We start from the raw sequence: 20,880 nt of genomic DNA, 5'->3' as shown, positions 1-20,880 counted from the left end.
AAAAGCATCCAACTATTCATGTTCGCTCACGGGCTGACTGGCAGAGCGATGAGCGACTCACTGGGAGGCAAAGATGGCATTCGAGGCCACGGATAACTCAATGCGGGTCTTAGACGGGACACCGGCTGTAGAGCTAGAAGCTTTTCCATCGGAATTCGTCAGCAAACTAAGCGGCATTGCTCGCTGTCTGAACGAAGGTAACGATAAGCCGTTCGGCATCCGATCTGGCGAACCATACGAGATCAATTTCCAAGAGCCTGCGTACGTAGCCTCAATTGAGATTGAGTTTTCGAAGTCAGCGGTAGGGGCCGGTATCGAGCTCTCGGTATTTGACGCCTTGGCCGGCCGACAAGTACGCAAGCGGTGCATGGCGGATTCGCTAGCCAACAAGGTTGCGTTCGAAGTGCGCTGCGTCAGCAGTGGTGTGTCGATCTATCTGCCGCCAAGCTATTTTGAGTTGTTTCGTAGGCGCACGCTGCTAATTTCTCGGATCCGGATACTGGGTTTCTTCCCAGACGACTTTGCTAGCCTGTCCGAATCTCTGTCGCAGTTGCAAGGCTTGCGCGAGGCCGCCATCGCGGAACTCGGGCGGGAAAAGGCCTCGGTTCTAACGCAGCAAGAGAAGGTGCTGCAGCGCGAAACTGCAGTTGCTCAGTTGGAAGTGGCGAAGAATGCTGAACTTGCTGCGCTACAAGAAGAGATCGAGGAAACGCAGGCCGGCGTAACGGAAGCTGCTGCCAAACTGGCTGCGCTGAAGGACGACGTTGCGCGTGCAGACGCACGCAAGCAGGCGCTCGTCGATCAAATAGGTGCAAAAGAGGCGACAATACGCGATATCGAGGGAGAGACTTCTAAGCGTAAGGAGCACCTGCGTTCTCTGGCAGAAGATACCTCGAGCGCTGAGCGACGCTTGCGTGAGTTGACTAGCAATGTGAATCTCTTTTCCGAAGAGTTCTCTTCATTCTCCGACCACGGAGCAAAGCAGGCTTGGACCTTCCTTTGGCTGAGTGCGGTTCCACTTGGGATCATCGCGATACTAACGGTGCAATTGCTATGGGGTGCGGTGGATCTCTCCGTGAAGTACGTAAAAGAACCCAACCTTGATTTGATGACGGTTTTCGTCACTCGTCTGCCATACCTGGCTGTGTGCTTTTCGATTCTGACGGTGTGCTATTCTGCCTTGAGATTTCTGTTCAATAGAATCAGTGCGATCTATGCGGAACGGCTTGATTTTGCAAAAATCGGTATTGTGGCTAAAGACGTTGCGTTTGCTTCTGCTAGTGGTCTGGCATTGTCCGATAAGGAGCTCTATGAGGCTAGGACGTATCTGAAGATTGAAATGCTCAAATCCTATTTGAGCGGAAACATCGGTGTGTACGCTTATACCAAGCGTACGATAAATCTAGAAGAACCGCGGAACCTCGATTCAGAGAAACTACCGACTTCCACCGTACCAGAAGCCGTTGAGGATGCTTGAATTGCGGATATCCACCGATCATCTAGGCGGGGAGCGGAGATGGAGGTGGATAAATGATGAAAAACGGGAGCCACATTGGCTCCCGTTTTTTGTTACGAGTTGCTGACTAAGTGTCAGTCTGATCCTTCTCGATTCGATCAAGAATGGCTTTGGCAAGCATATTGAAATCGCCCCAAGCATCTCTTACTGCATAAGAATGGCTGCCAATTGCCCCGTCCGCGCTTGTCAACTGGAAGATTGGCTTTCGAACTTCTTGTGCCATGGGAACCAGGCTTCTATAGTGTTTGAGTCGCGCAAGGCAGTATTCATCATCGAACTTCGGTTGACTTCCTATTGGGTCGTTCAAGACACTTTGTTCATACGTTGAGGGAATTCGATCCGCCCATTTCTTATACGCCTTCGCTGGTCGGGATAGCCGCTCGCTGTGTTGCATAAGAATATAACCTAACGGGTCCATTCTGCCGTTTGGTAGATCAAAAGCGGATTCCGCCCAATTTTCCACACGCTTGTTCCAATCGGCTCGCCATCTACGTAGCGTTGGCCCTAGATTTCGTAAGCCCTGTAGGGAAAAAAGGTCCGCCGCTAACGGAATAACAACGTAGTCAGTGCCGATAAGCGCTGAACGGTTTATTGCGCCAAGATTAGGGCCGACATCTGCCAGTATGATATCCGCATTGTGCTGTCTAGCAGCAATTTGGCTCACCTGCCAAAACGAAGTCAGAACGCGGAAGGGGCGATAAAGACTGCCAGATCCAAGTGCGTTGGGCCACTCCTGCGACAAAAAATCTTCAAATCCGGCTAAACCCAGATCCCCTGGGACCAAATGTAGGCGGCCGCTAATTCGTTGCGTCTGTGGGGAAAGTATGTCACCTACCTCCGTTAGAGGTCGTACACACTGAAAAATAGTCCCGCTGCGCGGAGAGGTGTCATCCGGGTCCCAAAGAACCTCCAGGTCATCTTCGGACAAAAATGCTGACGTTAGGTTCGCTTGCGGATCGAGGTCAACTGCCACTACCCGCTTCCCCATCTCCGATAGCATCCAAGCAAGATGGAATACAAGGGAAGTTTTACCTACGCCACCCTTGTTATTGAAGAAAGTAAGTACAGGGACGCTCATTGGGTTCTCCTAACCGTGGCGAGAATCACGGTCGACTCAACCTGGAATTCTAATGGCGGATTACCGTTTGCTTCTAGCGATCGACGAGCTTCCGCAATGCCAAATCCAAAGCGTTGAACGAATCCGAGCGTCTTTAGTACCGCTGCGATGCTCGGATTGCGATAGTCACTTACTCCTGGTCTTCCGAAATTCTCGGTCGTTACCGTGCCATATGGTCCACCAGGATTCGAAATCTCAATCCGATCATCAAACCAGTAGACTCGTACGGGGGCATTGGTGTTTTCGTAACTACGATGCATTACTGCGTTTCGAGTAAGCTGCTGCAAAGCGCTAAGCGGGTACGGTGAGGAGCGAATCTCCGTCGTAGTTCCAGAGGAAAAATCGACCGAAACCGCTAAAGTCGCTTTAATTTTGTCATCCAGCCTGCGAAGCATGAGGTCTAGGGTGCCATCAATTTCCATTTCATCTGCGACAGGGTCACCCCATTCCGTCCCGCGAATGCGTAGGAATTGTATGTAAGAGCATGGTACCCAGGTACGTGGGCTCTTTCCCAATGTAAGCAGGCCGATTACGGTTGGAGTCGGATCGTCAACGGAAGAAATCATGCCCAACGAAGCAAGTCGCTCCTCGTACGTGCGGCCATTGGCCGCTAGAACATCTGCTGCGATCGCTTGGGGTAAATACTCGTTCTCAAACACCACCCGATTCAATTCACTCAACGGACAGTTCTGAACTGGATGTGTATCAAATGCACGATCGCGGTGCCTTCGCTTTTCATTCAGTATCCGTTCGTCCTGTGCGGTAGCTAATCCGCGGCGTGGTCCCACGCGAATCCATATCCGCCCCTCATAACGAACGGGAGGAGAGTCGGCCGGCCAAACTGTCAATACGGCCAACGAGGCCCCCTTTATCACCCGCTGTTCAACCGTTAAGGTTGGGGGAGGCACAATTTTTCCGTCCGTCTTAATATCGGAGAGCGTAAGTAGGAGCCTGTCGGTGATCTCGATATTGGCGGAACTCCCGTCGTCATTCGCCCCGATAAAAATGACCCCAGGTCTGGCGTGATTGGGCAGATCATTTGCAAGAGCACATACTGCTTGTCGAACCTTGTCCGGAGCGTCTCCCGCCCACGCCCTCTTTCGTTCGGCACGGTCCGACTCCAGGTCATTCAGAAGAGCTCCGAGCTCATCATCGGTCAATGGTTTCATGTCAAACCTTCACTTTGGCGGTGCTTCGTCTCTTGAGATGCCAACCCGCTGCTAGGATCTCGCTGCAATAGTTTGCAAGGGTGCATCGCAGATTGGTGCTTCGTAGTCATATAACCTAGTGTCCGAGGCTAAGGACCATTGTCGTGTACGTTTGGGGGCCAGTGGTTGCTAGTTTGCACCCCGATCCGTCAGGCAGTGCAGTCCGCGGTAGGCGTCTGCTTCCTTCGGTGGGACTGTCTGGCCGACCTTCTCATATCGGCCAATCTGCTGTCGAGTGAGGCCCCACCGTTCCGCCAATTGCGCTTGTGTCAACCCAGCTTGCTTTCGCAACTCTTGCGCGTCTTGCCCGTATAGGATGTGGTTTGCCATCTTAGAGAAGAACGACGTGGAACATGGATGTTGCATTTTACCGCAGCAATGAAGCGAGTAAGAAAGCGGGAAAGTGCAGAAAAAAGTGACTAATTTGCGTCGCTAGTTTAGTCCGGAGCGCTCGTTACGTTCATGGCACGCGGGCAGGCCAACCAACGAAGTCGCTTGGCAACAAAGGCGGAACAACTTTCAGCTTAGACAGTGTTGGCCATGCTCAGCCATCGCTATGTGGCCTCGACGATGCCAAGAAACTCCAGTGGACGCGTAGCCGGATCAAGGGGCGGCAGATCGACATCTCCAGATCGACCAGCATGGACCGCCCAGCGAACGCCGAGAGGCGGCCACACGCAAATGCTCACTGAACATCCAATCTGCCGTGCTTTCCCAACACAATCGATAGGAGAGTGGTTAGGTGGGTTGCTATCGGGTCACCGCGCTATCCTACCCAAATGACGACGCGCTTACGTCGTACCCTAATTTTGAGCTGTTGTCCGACACGAAATCCGGCTCGCTCAAGCCAAACACCCCTCAGCTGAATCCACGGAACCATCCGTAGACCCGTAAAATTGTTGCTTCTCCCGGGAGCAACAGGAAAGAAGGTACGCCCAGTCTTTAGAGTTCGCACCTGTGTTGGAGACGAAGGTTTTGCCATAGCAGATCCTTGGAAGGATTGTCATTTCGCCCCTGTTCAGAGGGCGGCCGGGTACTTGAACACCGCTGGCAAATCGGCCCGCATCTTTCCCCTCGCGGGTCTTGTATCGATGCGCGCTACCCGGCCTCTGCAAAGCTATGGATAGAAGAACCGCAGGCTGACGGGCGCGGTGAGGCCGTTACCAGAGGTGTGTTCAGCACCATGGGCAAGCCTACGCGTCACGCACTTGTCGGAGAATGAGACGAGTCTAAGTTCACAGCACAGGATTGCCCGCCCGGTCAGTCAGCCCTCACCCCGCTGCGAAAACCCCCGCAAAAACAACCGAACAGCACGCCGCACCTTCTCACGCCGCGGCGCATCCAACCCCGCCGCATCCAATCCCTGAACCGCCCGATGGAACGGCTCGGCCGCCACGCTCTGCAGGAACTGCGAGGCCACGAAGGCGATCTCGTCATCGCTCGGATTGCCGGCAGCCCATGTGCGGAATACCGGCTCGAAGGAGCGTGCCGCGCCGATGATGGCGAAGTCGACCACGGTTCGGGCCAGTTGTGGAAACCGTGGTGCTTCGGCAATCGTCACGCGATACAGGCCCAGGACCTCGGGTCGCAGGATCCATTCGAGCAGCTCGCAGGCCATGCGGACCAGGCGTTCCTCCAGCGGCTCGCTGTCGGCTTGCGCCGGCTTTCCGGTTCGCAGGTTCTGCGCCACGTAGCGCAGCACGGCCGCCTCGAAGACTTCTGCCTTGCCGGCAAAGCGGGTGTAGTAGGTCTTCTTGGAAATGCCTGCGGCGGCGGCAATGGCCTCCACGCTGGTGGCGCCAAAGCCATGCTCGACGAAGAGCCGGGTGGCGTGATCCATGATGGTGTCGGCAAGCTGCCCGGCCCGTTCCAGCGAGGGACGTCCGGTTGGCCGCACGGATGGTTGTCCGGATGGCGCCGCCGTCATTGCGGTTTCTCTGCCCTTGCGCATTGCAATACTGTTCTCAGCTGTCGGCCTGATTGGATGAGTGCCACGACGGATGCGGGCCCGCATCTGCGCATAGGGAAAGCATGGACTTGCGCATCGGCATCCGGCGCCCTATAAAGGAAACGATGTCGTTTCCTTTGCTGTTCTCGTTATAGAACGACCCGTCCATTTGGCCAAGAATTATAAGAGGGCTGCATGCAGCTCTCCCGCCGATCCAGGAGACCCGAATGTCGCATGATGGCAGGCTGTCCCCCGCGTTGCCGGGCCGTGCAATTGACCAGGCCGCGCTTGCGGCGCGTTTCGGCGCCGAAGCCACGGCGCTGGTGATGGAAATGGCCGCCAGCGCCGATCCGCTGGCCGATGCGGCCATCGCCGCGCTGAACAGCGGACAGGCCGGCCATCCGGCGATCCTGCAAGCGGGCCTGCGGGAAGGGCGCGCAAGCCTGTCGGGCCCGCCCGAGGCCATCGACGCCTTGCTCCGGCAGGCCGAGTCGATTCCGCCGTGGGTGGATCCCGAACGCATACGGCGCGGGGCCGAAGCCTATCTGAGCATTGGCGCGCTGTGGACGAGCATCTCGCTTGGCCCGGGGTCGCTGGCGCATACCTATAGTTCTCCGGCGATTGCCAGCGTACTGATGGCCACCGGCAACCTGGATGCGCAATCTCCGCGGCGCCTGCTGGAAACGGCCGTCTGGCAGCAGCAGACGCTGCGCCCGCGCGGCCTGGCGGCCGGCGCGCCGGGCTATGTACATACCTTGCAGGTTCGCATTCTGCACGCCCGCGTCCGGGCCGGCTTGCTGGCGCGCGGATGGGACACGACGCAACGCGGCATGCCCATCAGTCAGCTCGACATGTTGCGCACGTGGCTGGATTTCACCTACGTGCCCTTCAACGCGCTGGAGAAGATTGGCATTGAATTTGATGCCGCCGAGTTCCGCGATCTCTACCACGTGTGGCAACTGGTGGCCCACTTGCTGGGGATTGAAGAGCGCTACTACCGCCGGGTGACCGACCAGGCGTCCGGCGCGGAAATGCTGGCGCTGATCGATGCAGCCGCCGGCGAGCCCGATCAGGCCGCCGCGACGCTGACGGCCAAGATGCTGGATGCGGCCGCCCAACGCCTGGGGCCTGCCCTGGGCATGCCCGCAGACGCGGCGGCGGGTCTGATGCACGCATTCTGCCGGCTGTTCCACGGCGACGACTTTGCCGACAAGCTGGGCGTGCAACGCAACTGGTGGAGCGGGCTGATGCCGGTCTTCGCCAATTCGAACCGCTACCAGCGCCTGCTGGAGCGGAGCGACCCCGAGGTCCGGCAACGCAAGATCGCCGCCACGCTGGCGGCGTTCGATCAGCAGATCGCGGCGCTCAAGGGGGAGACGACTTATCAGCACAACCTGAGTGCGTACTCGGGAGCGGGGATGCCCAGGACGATTGCGGGTGCGTGACGGGGGCGGCAGCGCGGAGCGATCCTGCGGGCGGAAACTCCACCGCCTCGACCGGCATGCGGCTTTAGCCGCTTGAGGGGCGGCGCTTATCCATGGCACGCCGAGCCGATTCCGCGTGGCATGCAGTATGAGACGAGGGGTCGTTGACTTCCGCCGGGATGAACCCGTCTTGTGTCGTCACGATGTACGGCAGTACCGGCAGGCAGCATCACGATTTGGTGAGGCGGGCGCTGGAAATCGGCGCGCCGTGCTGATTCGTCAGGTAGGCCGCCGGAATCCAGGCATGGCTGAAATGCTCGACGGCCTAATGCTGGATCGCGTGGCTTACGGAAGCTTTGCCCGCAGCCTATCCAGCCATGTGGGGGGCAATCGAACGTATGCGGGGGGTGAGGCGCCGGTGTTGTAGTAGACCCTATTGTCGCCCCACACGATCTTCGGTTCTAAATCGTTGTAGCTGCGCTCCGCCAGGAGTTCACCGCTCTGCGCGTCGTAGAGGCGAAACAAGGTTCCATACTGAGTCGGCAAATAGCAGATCTCCCCAATGTAAAGCGCTGCCTCGACGTCGCGGGTGCAATCGCGAGCCTCTCTGCGATGCGCCACGTCGCAACCGTAGGGGATTATCAGCAGCACGCCGAAAAGGAAACCAATCAACTTTAACCACCGCCAGGTTCGAGCTCGGATCATAGATCGAACTCCAACACTTTTGCGGGGCGCAGCGATATGCGCTCCCTGTCGGAGTACAAGACCATGTCGCCCCCCTGCTTATGTTTCAACTGCCAATCGCGATAGTCCTTGTTACGTACCGGGTAAAAGACTGTCGCGTCAGAGACGATTCCGCCTCTGGCAACGGGGTACATAAGCCAGTCTGCCGTGGATAGCTCCCCGGCCGCGACGGCGGACGGAACGATGATGAAGCCACTCTTGTTCCAATGCCCAAGGTATTGGGTTCCGCCCTTACGTTCTCGATCATGAAACGTAAAAACGTCTCGCATGTAGAGGGAGATTTCCTTTATGACCAGTCGGGTGCGAGTTGAGGTCACACGCTCATAGAAGAAGCCGTCCAGGGTTGCATTGAAGGAGAAGGCTCCGAGCGAGTCGTATAGGTCGTCCATCATCACGCCGTTTGGTGCTGCGATGCCTCTTAGTAGCATCAAGAACTTGTCCGTGTTCTCACTGTCAACTAGCGTTCGCTGGTATTGAAACTCCTGATGGTACTTCTGAATGTCGGCCTCACACGTTTTCCATGAATCGATGTAGTAGGGGGACGGCTCGCTGAGATAATGCTGGTTCACCGTCGAATTAGCGGTGAGCCATTACCTGCCCTGCACACAAAAAAAACTGACAGGCCCCGGTAGGAGCCGTTCCGTCCCACCGACCTCGCAGCCCGTCTCACTCTACCGAAATCACGACCTTCTTGTGGCCTACCTCAACTTTCAGTAGCTGTCCAACGCTGAAGCCAGCCTTCTCCAGCCAAATACCACGCAATCGAATCCAAGGGATTGCCCGTAGCTCAGAAAATCTATTATTGCTGCCCGCAGCAACCGGGTAAAAAGTGCGTCCAGTCTTGATGGTGCGTACCTGCGCACCAGGAGATCGTTTCGCCATAGCCAACTCCTGTGAGATTGTTACTTCGCCCTGTTCATAGGGCGGCCAGGCACTTGAACACCGCTCACAGACGGCCCGCAGTTTTCCCCTTGCGGGTCTTGTATGACTGCGCGTTACCCGGCCATAGCGAGAGCTATGGACGCAAAGAACCACGACTGTCGAGCGTGGCTGAGTCGCTGTAAGAGGTGTGTTCAGCACCGTTGCCTAGGCTAAAGAACAACCCCTCCGCCAGCGACCACCGATAAGTGCACGTCCCATACGACGAAAGGGGACGGACGTGTTTCAAGATCAAGATCGGAAATAGACCTGTGCGCATTCCTCGCCAGCGTTGGCCTCCGCCGTCATGCGCCATCGACACCGCCATCAAACCGTACTTCGTCCGACAAAGGCCAAAACTCCCCAACAAGCCTTTCTCTCGGAAACGACGCAATCGCCGCCGTACTCAAGCCTACACTGTCGACAGAAATGATCTGCTTAGCCACCGTCCGATATCCCGCACGGAAGTGATTGGCCCCCTTGATCGCAATGACCTTGTACCCGGTGACATCCACCCCATGCATCGCAAACGGCTCGACATCATAGATCTGCTCCGCACGCGAAGCCACGATGACATCGACACCGTTGATGATCAGCCGACACATCGCCCCCAGGTCAAAGCGAACCCCTTCAAACATCGCCCCGGGGCGATTTACGAATCGCCCGTCCGTGATGCATTTCACATAAGCATCGGCCTCGATCGGCGCCCCCTGGAACCGGCCTTGCTTGCCACCCAGCGAAACCCTGATCGTCGTGCCGACACCCGCACGCTGTGCTTGGGCAACCACGGCAGCATCGTTAATAGACGCGAAACAGCACGTCCCGGCAGGCGGATTAGCCTCCAGTAACGCCCGCAGCAAATGCGTGCCATCTCCGGGCGTACCGCCGCCCGGGTTGTCTGCGTACTCGTTGACAACGACAGGCCCCTCTACTGCTGACAGGGCAAGAGCGACGCCCTGCGCAGGCGACGGAAACGCCGGACGAAACGCCTCACGATGCGACCAGATCCATTGCGCAACCTCATCGACGCAACGCTGCGCCAGCGCCGCATTTCCGTTTGTGGTGCACACAACCGCCGGGCAGGGCGCCGCGATATCCGCGTAGGGAAACCCGTGGAACCACGAGCAGTCGATCACGCCCGGCTGTGTGGCCAGCATCCGGCAAACGGCATTGACTTCCGCCGGGATGAACCCTTCTTGTGTCGTCACGATATACGGCAGCATCGGCAGGCGCCGCATTGCAGTGACCGGTTTGAGCCTTCCCCGAACCATCTCAAGCAGCAACTCAACGGCTTCGACGCCCCGGTCGTGGAAGTCGGTATGCGGATACAGCTTGCACGGCAACGTCAGGTCGCAAGCGCCGCGCATCGCGTCCGTCAAATTGCCGTGCAAATCGTAGACCGCGGCAATCGGGACGCCCGGCCCGACCAGCGCACGCACGGCAAGCGCCAGATCGCCTTCGACGTCTTCAGTGCCGTCGGCCACACCGGCGCCATGCAGGGCCAGTAGCACGCCGTCAATCGGCAGCGTAGCGCGAATGCCTTCGAGGATGGCTTGCTTCATGGCGGCATACGCGCCGGCTTCGATGGTGCCAGACGGCGTCGCCTGCCCGACATAAGTGGGGATGAGCGTGGCGCCGGTCCTGCGCGCGCCTTCGATAAAGCCGCCCACCTGATGATTCGATTTGTCGAACGCCGCCAGGATTTCATCGCCCCGATACTGCTCGAACGCGCGCAGTGGCGTCATGCCCGCGAATTCGGCGGCGTATGTGTTGGTCTCGTGGATAAGTCCGGCAACGGCGAGGCGGACGGGCAATGGGTCTGAAGTCACGGGAATGCCTCCGGAAGGTATGGTCTGCGTGCGATCAGCGATTGACCTTTTTTGGATCAAAGCTCAGAGCGACCAGTGCGCCGGCGACAAGCGCGCCGGCGATGATAAAGATGGCCGGCGCGGTGCTGTGGTATGTGTCGCGAATCCAGCCGATCAGGTACGGGCTGACAAAGCCGCCAAGGTTCGCCAGGCTGTTGATCGCGCCGATGCATGCCGCTGCCGTCGCGCCGCCGAGGAATGCCGTCGGCAACGTCCACATGATCGGCGAGAAACTGATGATCCCCGCCGCAGCGATCGACAACGAGATCACGGCGAGTACGAGATTCTGTTCCGCGAACACGCTTGCCACCAGCCCGAAGGCGCCCACCAGCATGATGCCGGCAAGGTGCCAGCGTCGCTCCCGATGCCGATCCGAACTCCGCCCCACCAGCACCATGGCGACCACGGCCACGCAATATGGGATTGCGCTAAGCAGGCCGATCTGTACGCCACTGACCGCCCCAGCGTCCTTGATCAGCGTGGGCAGGTAAAAGCCGAGCGTGTACAACGCCATCATCGCGGGAAACGTCATCAGGATAATCTTGCAAATCCGCATGTCCCGCAGAATGCCGGTCAGCGGCATGTGTTCCCGGCCATGATCGTCCTGCGCGATATCGTTCTCGATCAACTGGCGTTGCGCCGGTGTCAGCCATTTGGCGTCCGTGACGCGATCCGTCAGGATCCACAGCACGCCGATGGCCAGCGGCAGCGTCGGCAGGGCTTCGAGCACAAACACCCATTGCCAGCCGGCGTGGCCGCCGACCTGGTGAAAGCGCTCCAGGATCCAGCCCGACAAAGGGCTGCCGAGCAAGCCGGCGATGGGAATGCCCGCCTGGAATATGGCCGTGACCTTGGCGCGGCGGCGATTCGGAAACCAGTACGTCAGATAGAGGATGACGCCGGGGTAGAAGCCGGCTTCGGCGACGCCGAGTAGGAAGCGTACCGTATAGAACTGCCACGGCGTCGTGACAAATGCCATGACTCCCGAGAGCAGGCCCCAGGAGATCATGATGCGGGCAATCCAGCGTCGCGCGCCGACACGATGCATGATGAGGTTGCTCGGTACCTCGAACAGCATATAGCCGATAAAGAACAGTCCTGCGCCGAGTCCATAGGCCGCCTCGCTGAATTGCAGGTCGGCCAGCATATTGAGCTTGGCGATGCCGATATTCACGCGATCGAGATACGCGACGACGTAGCACAGCATCAGGAACGGGATGAAGCGCAGGGCGACCTTGCGGTAGGTGGCGTCTTCAAATGCGTAGGTGTCGGGCCGCCCCTCAATATCGGGCGAAAGCGTGGCGTGCTTCTCCATGAAATGTCTCCTTGTGTTGTTTTGGGGGCGACGACGAAAGGGTCAGGCTGCCGGCTGCATCGCGCCGCATGCCTGGCCGGCCAGCGTTGCGGCGTAGTCCTGGAACCGGCGAAGCTCCGCGGGCGGCACCAGCGAGCCGCCGGTGGCCCAGATCACATGCGTGGCGTTGCGCATGTCCAGTCCGTGATCGCGCACATACGCCTGGCCTTCATGCGAGCCAAGCAACCAGCCCGGGCCTCCGATGCCGGCCGCCGCTGACGGCTCGACTTCCACGCCCATCGAAGTCTTGAGCGCGAGCAACTGAACGTAGAGCTGATCGTCGGCGACGGTGAATACGCCCGCAAGCTGGGATGCCATCAACGGACTGACCAGATGGGATGCCTGGCCGACCGCCAGGCCATCGGCATCGGTCCGGTTATCCAGGCCGATGTCGTAGACGGATACGGGAGCGTCCGTGCCCGATGCCAACTGCACCAGCATGCAAGGCGAGGCCACGGGCTCGGCAAAGAAGCAATGCACATGTTCGCCGAACAGTGCTTTCAGCCCGTAAGTAATGCCGCCGGGCGCGCCGCCGACACCGCACGGCAGATAGACGAAGAGCGGATGCGCGGCATCGACAACGCGGCCGGCTTCGGCCAGTTGGCGCGACAGGTGGCGTGCCGCGGCGGCATATCCGAAGAAGAGCATGGCGGAGCGCTCGTCATCGACAAAATGGCAGCGCGGCGCCGCCAGCGCCTGCTGCCGGCCTGCCGCCACCGCTTCCGCATAGTCGCCTTCATGCTCCACGACGCGCACGCCGCGTTGGCGCAGGCGGTCCTTTTTCCACGCCTTGGCGTCCGCGGACATATGCACCACCGCATCGAATCCGAGCGCCGCCGCCATCACGCCGATGCTCAAGCCGAGGTTGCCGGTGCTGCCGACCGTCACCGAGTATTGCGAGAACAGCGCGCGCGCCGCCGCGGTCGCCAGCACGCGGCGATCACCGTCCGGGTCGAGGATGCCATGCTCGATCGCGATGGATTCGGCAATCGCCAGCACTTCATGAAAGCCGCCGCGCGCCTTGATGGAGCCGGCAATCGGCAGTTGGTCGTCACGCTTGATAAACCATGCCCCGTCGCCGCCATCGTTGCCGACGATCGCGTGCTGAAGCGCTGTGGCTGGCATCAGCTGCGATTCCACTTGCCCGTGGCTTGGCGCCAGTTCGGAAAACAGCGTCGCCATAAGCGGTGCACAGCGCGCAAGACGCGCCTCGGCCGATGCGATCAGATCTGCCGAGGGGGCGGAAGCCGGCAAGGGTTGCCCTTGTTTCGGATTCAGCCAGAGCAGCGGCTGTTTCGATTGCAGTCTTGCTAATAGTTCAGGGTTGAGCGGCAGGGACGCCATCACGCCAGTCTCCAGGGAATTGCTGACAAGCCGTGATCGTAGGCGCTGCAATCGTGCAAAAATAGCGATCATTTCTAACGCATGCATTAGTCAAGCTAATACGAATGCAGCTCGACTCCTCTGTCCTCGGGGCGCTGCGGTGTTTCGAAGCCGCGGGGCGCTTGCTGAGCTTCACCAAGGCGGCCGAATCGCTGAGCCTTACCCAGAGCGCGGTGAGCCAGCAGATCCGCCATCTGGAAGACCGCCTCGGCTACGTGCTTTTCGTGCGCCAGCCGCGCAACCTGAAGCTGACGCCAAAGGGTGAGGCGCTGTTCGAGACGACCACGCGCGCACTGCACGACATCCAGCAGACGATTCAGAAACTCGGCCTGCCAAACGCCCCGTTGCAGGTCAATTGCCTGCCGTCTTTTGCGCTGCAATGGCTGATGCCGCGCCTGACTGAGTTCCACCGCGATCAGCCGGATGTGTCCGTGCGCCTGAAGGCCGAGTTCCAGGCCCTGGACCGGCAATCGATGGATGCGGAAGACATTGACGTGGCGGTGCGTTACGACCCGGTTCACTACAGCCAGCTGCATGCCGACGTCTTGCTGGATGAGTACCTGATTCCGGTAGCCACGCCCGAGTACCTCGCCCAGCATCCCGGGCTATCTGACGGGGCTTCGCTCGACGGCGTCGTGTTGCTGCATGACGCATCGGCTTGGATCGGCGCGGCCGAGTTCGTGGAATGGCGCACATGGCTTGAGGCGTTTCATCCGGAATGGCTCGCGCATCTGGAGGGGCCGCAATTCAATCTGTCGAGCCTTGCCATCAGCGCGGCGTTGAATCACCAGGGGGTGGCGATGGGGCGTACGGCGCTGGTCTATGACGAGCTCAGGAGCGGACGGCTGGTGAATGTCTTTGGCAAGCACGTTCGCGCGCCGGCGCGCTATATGCTGCTTACTCGAAATGCTGATGATCGGCGCGCGGCCGTGTTTTCGACGTGGCTGAAGGCGGAGTGCGGGCGATTTGATGCAGAGAGAGTGGAGTTGTTTTCGGTGGGTGGAGGTGTTGCGGAGCAGGGGATGGTCCGCTGATTCGATTACCGATACATAGCACGCCGTGCGCGGAAATTTCGCCTGCTGCTTTCTATCCCACTCAACGTGACACCGCCATTGCGGGGGCTGGAACAACACCATGATTTTCGCCGTTCGCTTCCACGACAAGCCCGACCAGCTCGCCCTGCGCAATTCCCTATTGCAAGCCCATCTCGATTGGCTGGCGTTGCATGGCGACACGATCCTGATCGCGGGCTCTTTGCGCGAAGTTCCTGACGAAGGAGCGGTTGGCGGGCTCTGGATTGTTCGGGCTGCGGATCGCGCGGAGGTAGAGGCCCTCGTTCAAACCGATCCATTTTGAACGCAAGGTCTACGCGAGCGCGTGGAGATCCACAGCTGGCACCGCGCCTTCGATGAGCCGGTGACCATTTGACCCAGGTCTTAGCCTCTCACGCATGCGGTCGCCTATGGTGACCGGCTGCAGCCGTTTCCATCACCGTTGCAGAAACAGACGCATATCTTTGCGGATTTGGTCTGTTGCCATGACCCCTTTGCGCCAACTACCTTGAGCAAGAATTCAACGGCAGTCAGGCGGCTTTTTCGGGCATAACGAAGGTGGAGGGGTTAGGGTGATCTCCGGACTCATTTGCGTTGGCGACCGGACAACGCACGGAGGGACAGTCATTACCGGCGATGCCACCAGCATCATCGGCAATCGCGCCATGGCACGTGCGGGGGACATGACGATCTGCCCCAAGTGCAAGGGCACCTTTCCGATCCTCGCAGGCAACGGGATTATCACTGCGCCCAATGGTGTTCCCTACGCCAGGCATATGGACCGCACCGCCTGCGGTGCCAGGTTGCTAGCCAGCCAGGACACCACGTTGGCGAGCGAGATGGAGGCTCCAGCGGTCGCCGACTTTGAACCGGCAGCGATCGCTGCTGTTACGGGTTCTGGCCTCTGCCTCGACTGTCTGATGAAGGCGGCTATGACAGGTGCGGCAACAGTGGTCAGAGGGTAGCGATGGGCATCCTCGATCGATACGCCCAACTCCGCGCAGGCATGCAAACGCTGAATCTGTACGTCCTGGTGGATGGCGCGGTGTATCAGCAGCATCGGCATTGCCAGCTTGAACATGTGCCCGGCGTAGTGGCGGCCTTGTTCTCCGGTACGGCGGATGATGCGCTGGCACACGCTGGCCCTTGGCTGGTTGACACGGCGCACGTCACTGAAGCGGTGCTGCATGACTTGATTGCACTGGAGAAGACCGCGCCAGCCGTAACTTGGCTCTTCGCTGAGGCCAATCTCACCGGACTTTCACAGCTCCTGCAATTGCGGCTCGACATCAAGCTGCCCGACGGAAGAACTGCACTCTTGCGGTTTTGGGATCCACGCGTGCTGGCGAGCCTTTTTCAGCTGATGGCGGGTGACCAGCGAGCGGATTTTTTTGGTCATATCCATGAATGGCATTTCCTCGACAAGGGCGTGAGAGTCTGGATAGGGAGGCAGCATGCTGACGCTCAGTGAAGCGCAATGGCAGGCGCTGCGGGAAGCGGAGGCTCGGAGTTTTGTCGGTGCGGTCTGTGAACAGTTCCTGGGTCTTCGGCCGGAACTGTTGCGAGAACCAGGTAAAGAAGAAGTCCTCCGTCGAATGCTGGCCGGGTATGACCTTGCCGCACGAATCGGGCTGCAATCAACGCCGCATATCGTGAAGCTTCTCTATCTTTGTGCCGATGCACCGCAATTGGCGGCTGACGAGCAAGTACAGATGTATCTCTTGAAGCCCGGGGCGACGCCGGAGCTGAGGCTGGATGACTTGTCTGCAGTGATCGCGTACGTCCTAGATGAAATGGGTAAAGGCATACCGCCGGCGTGATGCGTGCGATGCAACTGCGGTGAACCAATAGCTGGTCGTGGAAGCGGGCAGAGGTCCGGCGCCGGACAAGCCAAGGCCGGAAATGAATGCGCAATGGGTGATTCTGTCTCGGCGTAAATGTGGAACATGGAGGGCTATCGCCAATGGCTACACTCGCAATCCCAGTAATCGAGAGTATCGCTGTTCGCGTTTTGTCTGCACTAGGTGTCGGCCTCACAGCAGGTGCAGCAATTGAGGAGATGCGAAAGCGAAACGAGGAGGCAGAAAAGGCCAAGGATAGCCCCCTAGCCCATACGGACGCCCAAACGAAAACAGAAAAGGAAAAATGCAAGGAGTGCCCACCGGACCGCGGGAAGGCGGTAGCGAGAAGCTGGAGCATGTCGGAGTCCTCGCAGGCATATCAGGCGCGCATCACGGGATTTCCACCGGGTACAGAGTGGAACTTTGCTGGACTGGATTTCGATGGTTTCCGGTCTTCGCAGTGCCTGCTGCAGGAAGCCAAGGGAAAGTACGATCAGTTCTTTGACGAGGACGGCGTGCCGAAGGAGTGGTGGGCAAGCAATTCAGGCGGGGAGAACGGCCTGATCCGACAAGCGGGTACGCAGTACGCGGTCGCGCTTCCGAGACCACCTGTCAGGTTGAGCTGGTACTTCATGGAGCCGAAGAGTTACTCCCACTTTACTTCGCTCTTCTCGGTCCAATATCCAGGCTTGGAAACGGTCTTTGAACCATGAAACGCACACTGCTGCCCGAAGTTACAGCTCTCATCCGCCCATCGGTCGACCCGTCGCTGCAGGATCAGTTAACCCAACTGCGCAGATTCATTCATGCGATCCAGGCCTGGGGCCCGTTGTTCAGCAAGTGGTATCTGGGCGGCGACAGCAAGGAAGAAGCACTGCGGTATGAGGCCTTTGGAGAAGGTGAATTCAAGCCCGCGGCGCTCGCGGTCCTCGGGGCGTCGAATAGCGGTAAGGACACGGCGTGTGACATTGGCCTTTGGAATGGGCAAGACGGCTCCCAGGCTGCAGGGTTGAAGTACTTGATGGGCGGACTTCGTCCGTGGACCGTCAATCTTAGGCCAAGAGTCGACCCGACAATTACTACCCCGCAGGTCGTCTCCGTGGTGGAGCAAGCCGCTTTCATCTGGTCGCCCATGCTGATTACTGCGCATCCTCCGTCGTATATGACGAAGAAGGTGTTTCGCGATCGACCCGGCGTCGGAAACATGCTCTATCTGCCGCGCTCAATCACACAGCGCCAGGTGCCAGAGGCTGGCGCTCTGGTTCCTGTCATAAGAGAGCATTGTCAAATCGGGACACTCATCATCAGTGTCGTCGATCAAATGTTTTCGGACTTGCTTCCTGATCACGTAAGGCTGGCGAACAGTATTGAGGTGCGGCTTGTCGATCAGGACCTTTTACCGCGATACGCTGACTTGTAACTATCGAGAGCAAATTGGCGTAGCCCTACGCATAAGGCTTCGCGTCAACGAAGAACTGGCTATGTCGCACGAACTCCACCTTCAGTTCCGCGCCTCCGCAGATAGCCCGCTCGACCTCGAGGACCATCTCGCCATGGTTCGACGCTTCACTCATATCCTTGGTGCAGAAGATGCCCTGCTCGGGGAATCGGCGTGGTACCTCTGCGGAGACACGAAAGGCGATTCTTATCGATATCCACTCTTCGATGGCCATGGCCCGGCAGCGGCGGTATTGGCCGTCTTGAGACAGGAAATGGCAAAAGACGATGTTCTGAAGTCCTTTGCCATTTGGAATGGGCGAATGGAGAGCGAGAAGGGCGCATCCATTTGGTACTATTTTGACCGTGCGGACGATGCCGCGTCGGCGTGGAGTCTTGCATTGGTCTCGAAGCCGCCGGCGAGCCGGCTGGGAACCTGGACTACGGTTGCGAGGGTTCTCAGGGAAGCCGTGAAGATCTGGCAGCCATTGCTGGCTACCGTCGATACGCGAAACTACGACGGTGTATTCCCTGACCGTCCAGGGGCTGGCTGGATGCTCTACCTGCCGATCATCCTCACGGAGCAGCACGTCCCGGAGGCGGGCGCTGTAATCGGAGTCCTGGACAGCAACAACAAGCAGTTGGGAACGATTGTTGTCAGCGTAACCGACGGCCCGTTCTCAGGAACTAATCCTGAACACATCCGGTCGGGGCATGCCATTGAAGTACGGCTTGCCGATCTGGGATTATTGCCGCGGTACATCGATCTGTAGCCAATGCAGGAAATCGAAGGGGTGTTTGCTGCCTGGACGACATCCGGCGCGGCCAATCCCGGCGACTGGATGATCTGAGCTTCAGCGAAGGCTCATGGCCCTGTTCATTGACCGCGACCCTACGTGATGCCGGCCCGATCGGATTGCCTGTCCGCGCTCGGCATGCACGGGAAACCCGCAATTGCCGACTGCGGTCCATTACCGGAAAATCAGTCGGCATACAGCACCTGACCGCGATGTCCGTAGGGACTTCACCAAATTCCATTGGCAAATCGTTCTGCGTAACGATTCACCGAAAGCGCACACCACCGTGACGCCCCCCTCCCGCCTCCCCCGCCTCCCCCGCCTCCACTTCGACCTCACCACCATCCAACTCTTCATCGCCGTCTCCGACCAAGGCAGCATCACCCGCGGCGCCGAGCGCCTGCATCTGGCCGCCGCCGCCGCCTCCAGACGCATCCTCGAACTCGAATCCCAGCTAGGCGTCTCGCTCTTCGAACGCCTGCCGCACGGCATGGCGCTGACCGAGGCCGGCCGCGCGCTGCTGGCGCACGCGCGCGGCATCACCCACACCGTGCAGCGCATGCAGGACGATGCCGCGTCCTTCGTGGGGGGCGACCTGGGCGTGGTGCGGGTGGCGGCGCCAAAGTCCGCCGTGATCCAGTTCCTGCCGTTCGACATCCAGCGCTGCGCGGCGGCCTGCCCCGGAGTCCGGATCGACCTGCAGGAGATGAACAGCCAGGAGGTCCAGCAATCGCTGCGTCGGGGGACGGTGGACATCGGCATCTACGAAGGCAGCCTGGGCGTGGTGGACCTGCCGACGGAGCCGTACCGCAGTGACCGGCTGGTGCTGGTGGTGGCGCGCGGCCATGCGCTGGCCAGGCGCAAGACGGTGACGACGGAGGATGTGCTGGACTGCGACCTGATCGTGCTGGGCGAGAGTTCGGCGATCTCGATCGGGCTGGAGCGGCTGGCGGAGGACGCGGGGCGGGTGTTGCGGATGCGCATGCGGGTGAGCGGGTTCGACAGCATCGCGGCGCTGGTGGCGCAGAACCTCGGGTCCGGGGTGATGCCGGAGGCGATTGCGCGCGAGGTGGCGGGGGGCAGCCGTTTCGTGCGGTTGCCGATCGCAGGGGAGTGGGCGGTGCGGCATTTTGTGCTGTGCCATCGGCCGCACGGGGCGTTGTCTTCGGCGGCATTGAGCGTGCTGCAGGTGCTTGCGCAAAACGCGAAACCTGAATCCCCAAAATAGCGATAGCCCTCGCCGGGTGCATTGCGCAAGATGGGCTCCATAACGATGAGAGGAGACACGCAATGCGGCGCAGACAATTTCTTCTGGCGGCGGCGGCCGGGCTGGCGGTGCCCGGCCTGGCGCGCGCGGCCAATGTGGCGGGGCCGGTGCGCATCGTGGTGGGTTTTGCCCCCGGCGGCGGCACCGACGTGCTGGCGCGGGTGATCGGGCAGAAGCTGGGCGTGATGTGGAACACCAGCGTGGTGGTGGAGAACAAGCCCGGCGCCACCGGCGCCATCGCGGCGGCCTATGTGGCCAAGCAGCCGCCTGACGGCGCCACGCTGCTGATGGCGCATGTCAATAGCCATGCGATTGCGCCGGCGCTGCTGGACGTCAAGTACGACCCGCGCGCGGACTTCACGCCGATCTCGATGGTCGGCGTCACGCCCAATATGCTGACTTGCCGTCCGGAACAGAAGGTGCGCACGGTGGCAGATATCGTGGCCCTGTGCCGCAAGAACCCGGGCAAGATTTCTTTTGGCTCGTCGGGAATCGGCTCGGCGCAGCACCTGGCGCTGGAACTGTTCCGGATGCAGGCGAAGATCGACGTGGTGCACGTGCCGTACAAGGGCTCGGGCCCGCTGGTGGCGGACCTGATCGGTGGCCAGATCGACTATGCGTTCGACACCATGACCGCGGCCACGCCGTTTATCCAGCAGGGCAAGGTGATCGCGATCGCGCAGACGCGGCTCAAGCGCGCGGCCAGCCATCCGAACGTGCCGACGCTGGCGGAGTCCGGCTTCCCCGGCCTGGACGCGGCGTCGTGGTACGGGCTGGTGGGCCCGAAGGGGATGCCGCCGGCGCTGGCGCAGCGCATGAACGAAGACGTCAACCGCGTGCTGGCGATGCCGGACGTGGCCGAGCGGCTGAAGAGCTTTGGCGCCGAAGACTCGGGCGGGTCGAACCAGCAGTTCGCCGCCTACATCACCGCGGAATCGGCCAAATGGGCCAAGGTGATCAAGGACGCCGGCGTGAAGGCGGAGAGCTGATGGGCGACCGCCGCCGC

22 protein-coding genes are annotated in these 20,880 nt (G+C 59.7%); 12 read left to right on the top strand and 10 right to left on the bottom strand.

Annotation, left to right across the window (positions count from 1 at the left end):
• Nucleotides 1-73 precede the first annotated feature (73 nt).
• Nucleotides 74-1,477, top strand: a complete 1,404-nt coding sequence (locus CBM2594_RS14500) for a hypothetical protein (RefSeq protein ID WP_147310420.1) — start codon at nucleotides 74-76, stop codon at nucleotides 1,475-1,477.
• Between the two features lie 106 nt (nucleotides 1,478-1,583).
• Here CBM2594_RS14500 and CBM2594_RS14495 read toward each other — a convergent pair whose 3' ends face one another.
• The 5 genes from CBM2594_RS14495 to CBM2594_RS14475 all read right to left on the bottom strand — a co-directional run bounded on the left by CBM2594_RS14495 (nucleotide 1,584) and on the right by CBM2594_RS14475 (nucleotide 5,681).
• Complete coding sequence (locus CBM2594_RS14495) at nucleotides 1,584-2,594, bottom strand: ParA family protein (RefSeq protein ID WP_116357436.1); 1,011 nt, start codon at nucleotides 2,592-2,594, stop codon at nucleotides 1,584-1,586.
• On the bottom strand, nucleotides 2,591-3,802 hold the full coding sequence (locus tag CBM2594_RS14490; protein WP_116357435.1) for an ATP-binding protein: 1,212 nt from the start codon (nucleotides 3,800-3,802) through the stop codon (nucleotides 2,591-2,593). The genes CBM2594_RS14495 and CBM2594_RS14490 overlap by 4 nt, the downstream gene beginning before the upstream one ends.
• Nucleotides 3,803-3,970: 168 nt before the next feature.
• On the bottom strand, nucleotides 3,971-4,171 hold the full coding sequence (locus tag CBM2594_RS14485; protein WP_116357434.1) for a helix-turn-helix domain-containing protein: 201 nt from the start codon (nucleotides 4,169-4,171) through the stop codon (nucleotides 3,971-3,973).
• Between the two features lie 436 nt (nucleotides 4,172-4,607).
• Nucleotides 4,608-4,721, bottom strand: a complete 114-nt coding sequence (locus CBM2594_RS27115) for a SymE family type I addiction module toxin (RefSeq protein ID WP_232346638.1) — start codon at nucleotides 4,719-4,721, stop codon at nucleotides 4,608-4,610.
• Nucleotides 4,722-5,105: 384 nt separating this feature from the next.
• Nucleotides 5,106-5,681: a TetR/AcrR family transcriptional regulator C-terminal domain-containing protein gene (locus tag CBM2594_RS14475; protein ID WP_198048134.1), complete on the bottom strand. Its 576-nt coding sequence runs from the start codon at nucleotides 5,679-5,681 to the stop codon at nucleotides 5,106-5,108.
• Nucleotides 5,682-6,016: 335 nt separating this feature from the next.
• Between CBM2594_RS14475 and CBM2594_RS14470 the strand changes: the two genes are divergently transcribed.
• A complete protein-coding gene (locus tag CBM2594_RS14470) occupies nucleotides 6,017-7,234 on the top strand; it encodes an oxygenase MpaB family protein (protein ID WP_198048133.1) in 1,218 nt (405 codons plus the stop codon).
• 680 nt (nucleotides 7,235-7,914) lie between these two features.
• Here CBM2594_RS14470 and CBM2594_RS14465 read toward each other — a convergent pair.
• From CBM2594_RS14465 to CBM2594_RS14445, 5 genes are all read right to left on the bottom strand, one after another.
• Nucleotides 7,915-8,526, bottom strand: coding sequence for a DUF6402 family protein (locus tag CBM2594_RS14465; protein ID WP_116357431.1), 612 nt, complete (start codon nucleotides 8,524-8,526; stop codon nucleotides 7,915-7,917).
• A 97-nt stretch (nucleotides 8,527-8,623) separates the two neighbouring features.
• A complete protein-coding gene (locus CBM2594_RS14460; RefSeq protein ID WP_116357430.1) occupies nucleotides 8,624-8,839 on the bottom strand; it encodes a SymE family type I addiction module toxin in 216 nt (71 codons plus the stop codon).
• A 341-nt stretch (nucleotides 8,840-9,180) separates the two neighbouring features.
• Entirely contained in the window at nucleotides 9,181-10,704 is a 1,524-nt protein-coding gene (locus CBM2594_RS14455) for a M81 family metallopeptidase (RefSeq protein ID WP_116357429.1), read from the bottom strand.
• Between the two features lie 34 nt (nucleotides 10,705-10,738).
• Entirely contained in the window at nucleotides 10,739-12,058 is a 1,320-nt protein-coding gene (locus tag CBM2594_RS14450) for an MFS transporter (RefSeq protein WP_198048132.1), read from the bottom strand.
• Between the two features lie 42 nt (nucleotides 12,059-12,100).
• Nucleotides 12,101-13,441 carry a D-serine ammonia-lyase gene (locus CBM2594_RS14445; protein ID WP_116357428.1) on the bottom strand — a complete coding sequence of 447 codons (1,341 nt, stop codon included), beginning with the start codon at nucleotides 13,439-13,441 and terminating at the stop codon, nucleotides 12,101-12,103.
• 98 nt (nucleotides 13,442-13,539) lie between these two features.
• On the opposite strand from CBM2594_RS14445, the gene CBM2594_RS14440 reads away from it, so the two are divergent.
• The 10 genes from CBM2594_RS14440 (at nucleotide 13,540) to CBM2594_RS14395 (ending at nucleotide 20,863) form a co-directional block, all read left to right on the top strand.
• Nucleotides 13,540-14,514, top strand: coding sequence for a LysR substrate-binding domain-containing protein (locus tag CBM2594_RS14440; RefSeq protein WP_373457591.1), 975 nt, complete (start codon nucleotides 13,540-13,542; stop codon nucleotides 14,512-14,514).
• 100 nt (nucleotides 14,515-14,614) lie between these two features.
• Nucleotides 14,615-14,836 carry a YciI family protein gene (locus CBM2594_RS14435; protein ID WP_198048131.1) on the top strand — a complete coding sequence of 74 codons (222 nt, stop codon included), beginning with the start codon at nucleotides 14,615-14,617 and terminating at the stop codon, nucleotides 14,834-14,836.
• Nucleotides 14,837-15,104: 268 nt separating this feature from the next.
• Entirely contained in the window at nucleotides 15,105-15,497 is a 393-nt protein-coding gene (locus CBM2594_RS14430; protein WP_116357426.1) for a PAAR domain-containing protein, read from the top strand.
• 41 nt (nucleotides 15,498-15,538) lie between these two features.
• On the top strand, nucleotides 15,539-16,003 hold the full coding sequence (locus tag CBM2594_RS14425; RefSeq protein WP_232346613.1) for a DUF4123 domain-containing protein: 465 nt from the start codon (nucleotides 15,539-15,541) through the stop codon (nucleotides 16,001-16,003).
• Nucleotides 15,987-16,352 (top strand): hypothetical protein, encoded by a 366-nt coding sequence (locus CBM2594_RS14420; protein ID WP_116357424.1) that lies wholly within the window; start codon nucleotides 15,987-15,989, stop codon nucleotides 16,350-16,352. The genes CBM2594_RS14425 and CBM2594_RS14420 overlap by 17 nt, the downstream gene beginning before the upstream one ends.
• A 143-nt stretch (nucleotides 16,353-16,495) precedes the next feature.
• On the top strand, nucleotides 16,496-17,086 hold the full coding sequence (locus tag CBM2594_RS14415; RefSeq protein ID WP_116357423.1) for a Tox-REase-5 domain-containing protein: 591 nt from the start codon (nucleotides 16,496-16,498) through the stop codon (nucleotides 17,084-17,086).
• Nucleotides 17,083-17,793: an Imm52 family immunity protein gene (locus CBM2594_RS14410; RefSeq protein WP_116357422.1), complete on the top strand. Its 711-nt coding sequence runs from the start codon at nucleotides 17,083-17,085 to the stop codon at nucleotides 17,791-17,793. Before CBM2594_RS14415 ends, CBM2594_RS14410 begins: the two co-directional genes overlap by 4 nt.
• A 61-nt stretch (nucleotides 17,794-17,854) precedes the next feature.
• Entirely contained in the window at nucleotides 17,855-18,583 is a 729-nt protein-coding gene (locus tag CBM2594_RS14405; RefSeq protein ID WP_116357421.1) for an Imm52 family immunity protein, read from the top strand.
• A gap of 310 nt (nucleotides 18,584-18,893) precedes the next feature.
• Nucleotides 18,894-19,835 carry a LysR family transcriptional regulator gene (locus CBM2594_RS14400; RefSeq protein ID WP_116357420.1) on the top strand — a complete coding sequence of 314 codons (942 nt, stop codon included), beginning with the start codon at nucleotides 18,894-18,896 and terminating at the stop codon, nucleotides 19,833-19,835.
• 62 nt (nucleotides 19,836-19,897) lie between these two features.
• Nucleotides 19,898-20,863 carry a tripartite tricarboxylate transporter substrate binding protein gene (locus CBM2594_RS14395; protein WP_116357419.1) on the top strand — a complete coding sequence of 322 codons (966 nt, stop codon included), beginning with the start codon at nucleotides 19,898-19,900 and terminating at the stop codon, nucleotides 20,861-20,863.
• Nucleotides 20,864-20,880 lie beyond the last annotated feature (17 nt).

Origin of the sequence: Cupriavidus taiwanensis, assembly GCF_900249755.1 — a bacterium.
Taxonomy (GTDB): Bacteria; Pseudomonadota; Gammaproteobacteria; order Burkholderiales; family Burkholderiaceae; genus Cupriavidus; species Cupriavidus taiwanensis_D.
Note: the sequence above shows the minus strand (reverse complement) of the source record. Positions and strands in the feature narration are given on the sequence as shown.

Bases quoted from the DNA above. Each gene is read 5' to 3' on its own strand.
- CBM2594_RS14470 (WP_198048133.1), top strand. From the start codon at position 6,017: ATGTCGCATGATGGCAGGCTGTCCCCCGCGTTGCCGGGCCGTGCAATT.
- CBM2594_RS14460 (WP_116357430.1), bottom strand. From the start codon at position 8,839: ATGGCGAAACGATCTCCTGGTGCGCAGGTACGCACCATCAAGACTGGA.
- CBM2594_RS14500 (WP_147310420.1), top strand. From the start codon at position 74: ATGGCATTCGAGGCCACGGATAACTCAATGCGGGTCTTAGACGGGACA.
- CBM2594_RS14485 (WP_116357434.1), bottom strand. From the start codon at position 4,171: ATGGCAAACCACATCCTATACGGGCAAGACGCGCAAGAGTTGCGAAAG.
- CBM2594_RS14475 (WP_198048134.1), bottom strand. From the start codon at position 5,681: ATGGATCACGCCACCCGGCTCTTCGTCGAGCATGGCTTTGGCGCCACC.
- CBM2594_RS14405 (WP_116357421.1), top strand. From the start codon at position 17,855: ATGTCGCACGAACTCCACCTTCAGTTCCGCGCCTCCGCAGATAGCCCG.
- CBM2594_RS14495 (WP_116357436.1), bottom strand. From the start codon at position 2,594: ATGAGCGTCCCTGTACTTACTTTCTTCAATAACAAGGGTGGCGTAGGT.
- CBM2594_RS27115 (WP_232346638.1), bottom strand. From the start codon at position 4,721: ATGGTTCCGTGGATTCAGCTGAGGGGTGTTTGGCTTGAGCGAGCCGGA.
- CBM2594_RS14410 (WP_116357422.1), top strand. From the start codon at position 17,083: ATGAAACGCACACTGCTGCCCGAAGTTACAGCTCTCATCCGCCCATCG.
- CBM2594_RS14435 (WP_198048131.1), top strand. From the start codon at position 14,615: ATGATTTTCGCCGTTCGCTTCCACGACAAGCCCGACCAGCTCGCCCTG.
- CBM2594_RS14395 (WP_116357419.1), top strand. From the start codon at position 19,898: ATGCGGCGCAGACAATTTCTTCTGGCGGCGGCGGCCGGGCTGGCGGTG.
- CBM2594_RS14420 (WP_116357424.1), top strand. From the start codon at position 15,987: ATGCTGACGCTCAGTGAAGCGCAATGGCAGGCGCTGCGGGAAGCGGAG.
- CBM2594_RS14490 (WP_116357435.1), bottom strand. From the start codon at position 3,802: ATGAAACCATTGACCGATGATGAGCTCGGAGCTCTTCTGAATGACCTG.
- CBM2594_RS14415 (WP_116357423.1), top strand. From the start codon at position 16,496: ATGGCTACACTCGCAATCCCAGTAATCGAGAGTATCGCTGTTCGCGTT.
- CBM2594_RS14450 (WP_198048132.1), bottom strand. From the start codon at position 12,058: ATGGAGAAGCACGCCACGCTTTCGCCCGATATTGAGGGGCGGCCCGAC.
- CBM2594_RS14425 (WP_232346613.1), top strand. From the start codon at position 15,539: ATGCAAACGCTGAATCTGTACGTCCTGGTGGATGGCGCGGTGTATCAG.
- CBM2594_RS14445 (WP_116357428.1), bottom strand. From the start codon at position 13,441: ATGGCGTCCCTGCCGCTCAACCCTGAACTATTAGCAAGACTGCAATCG.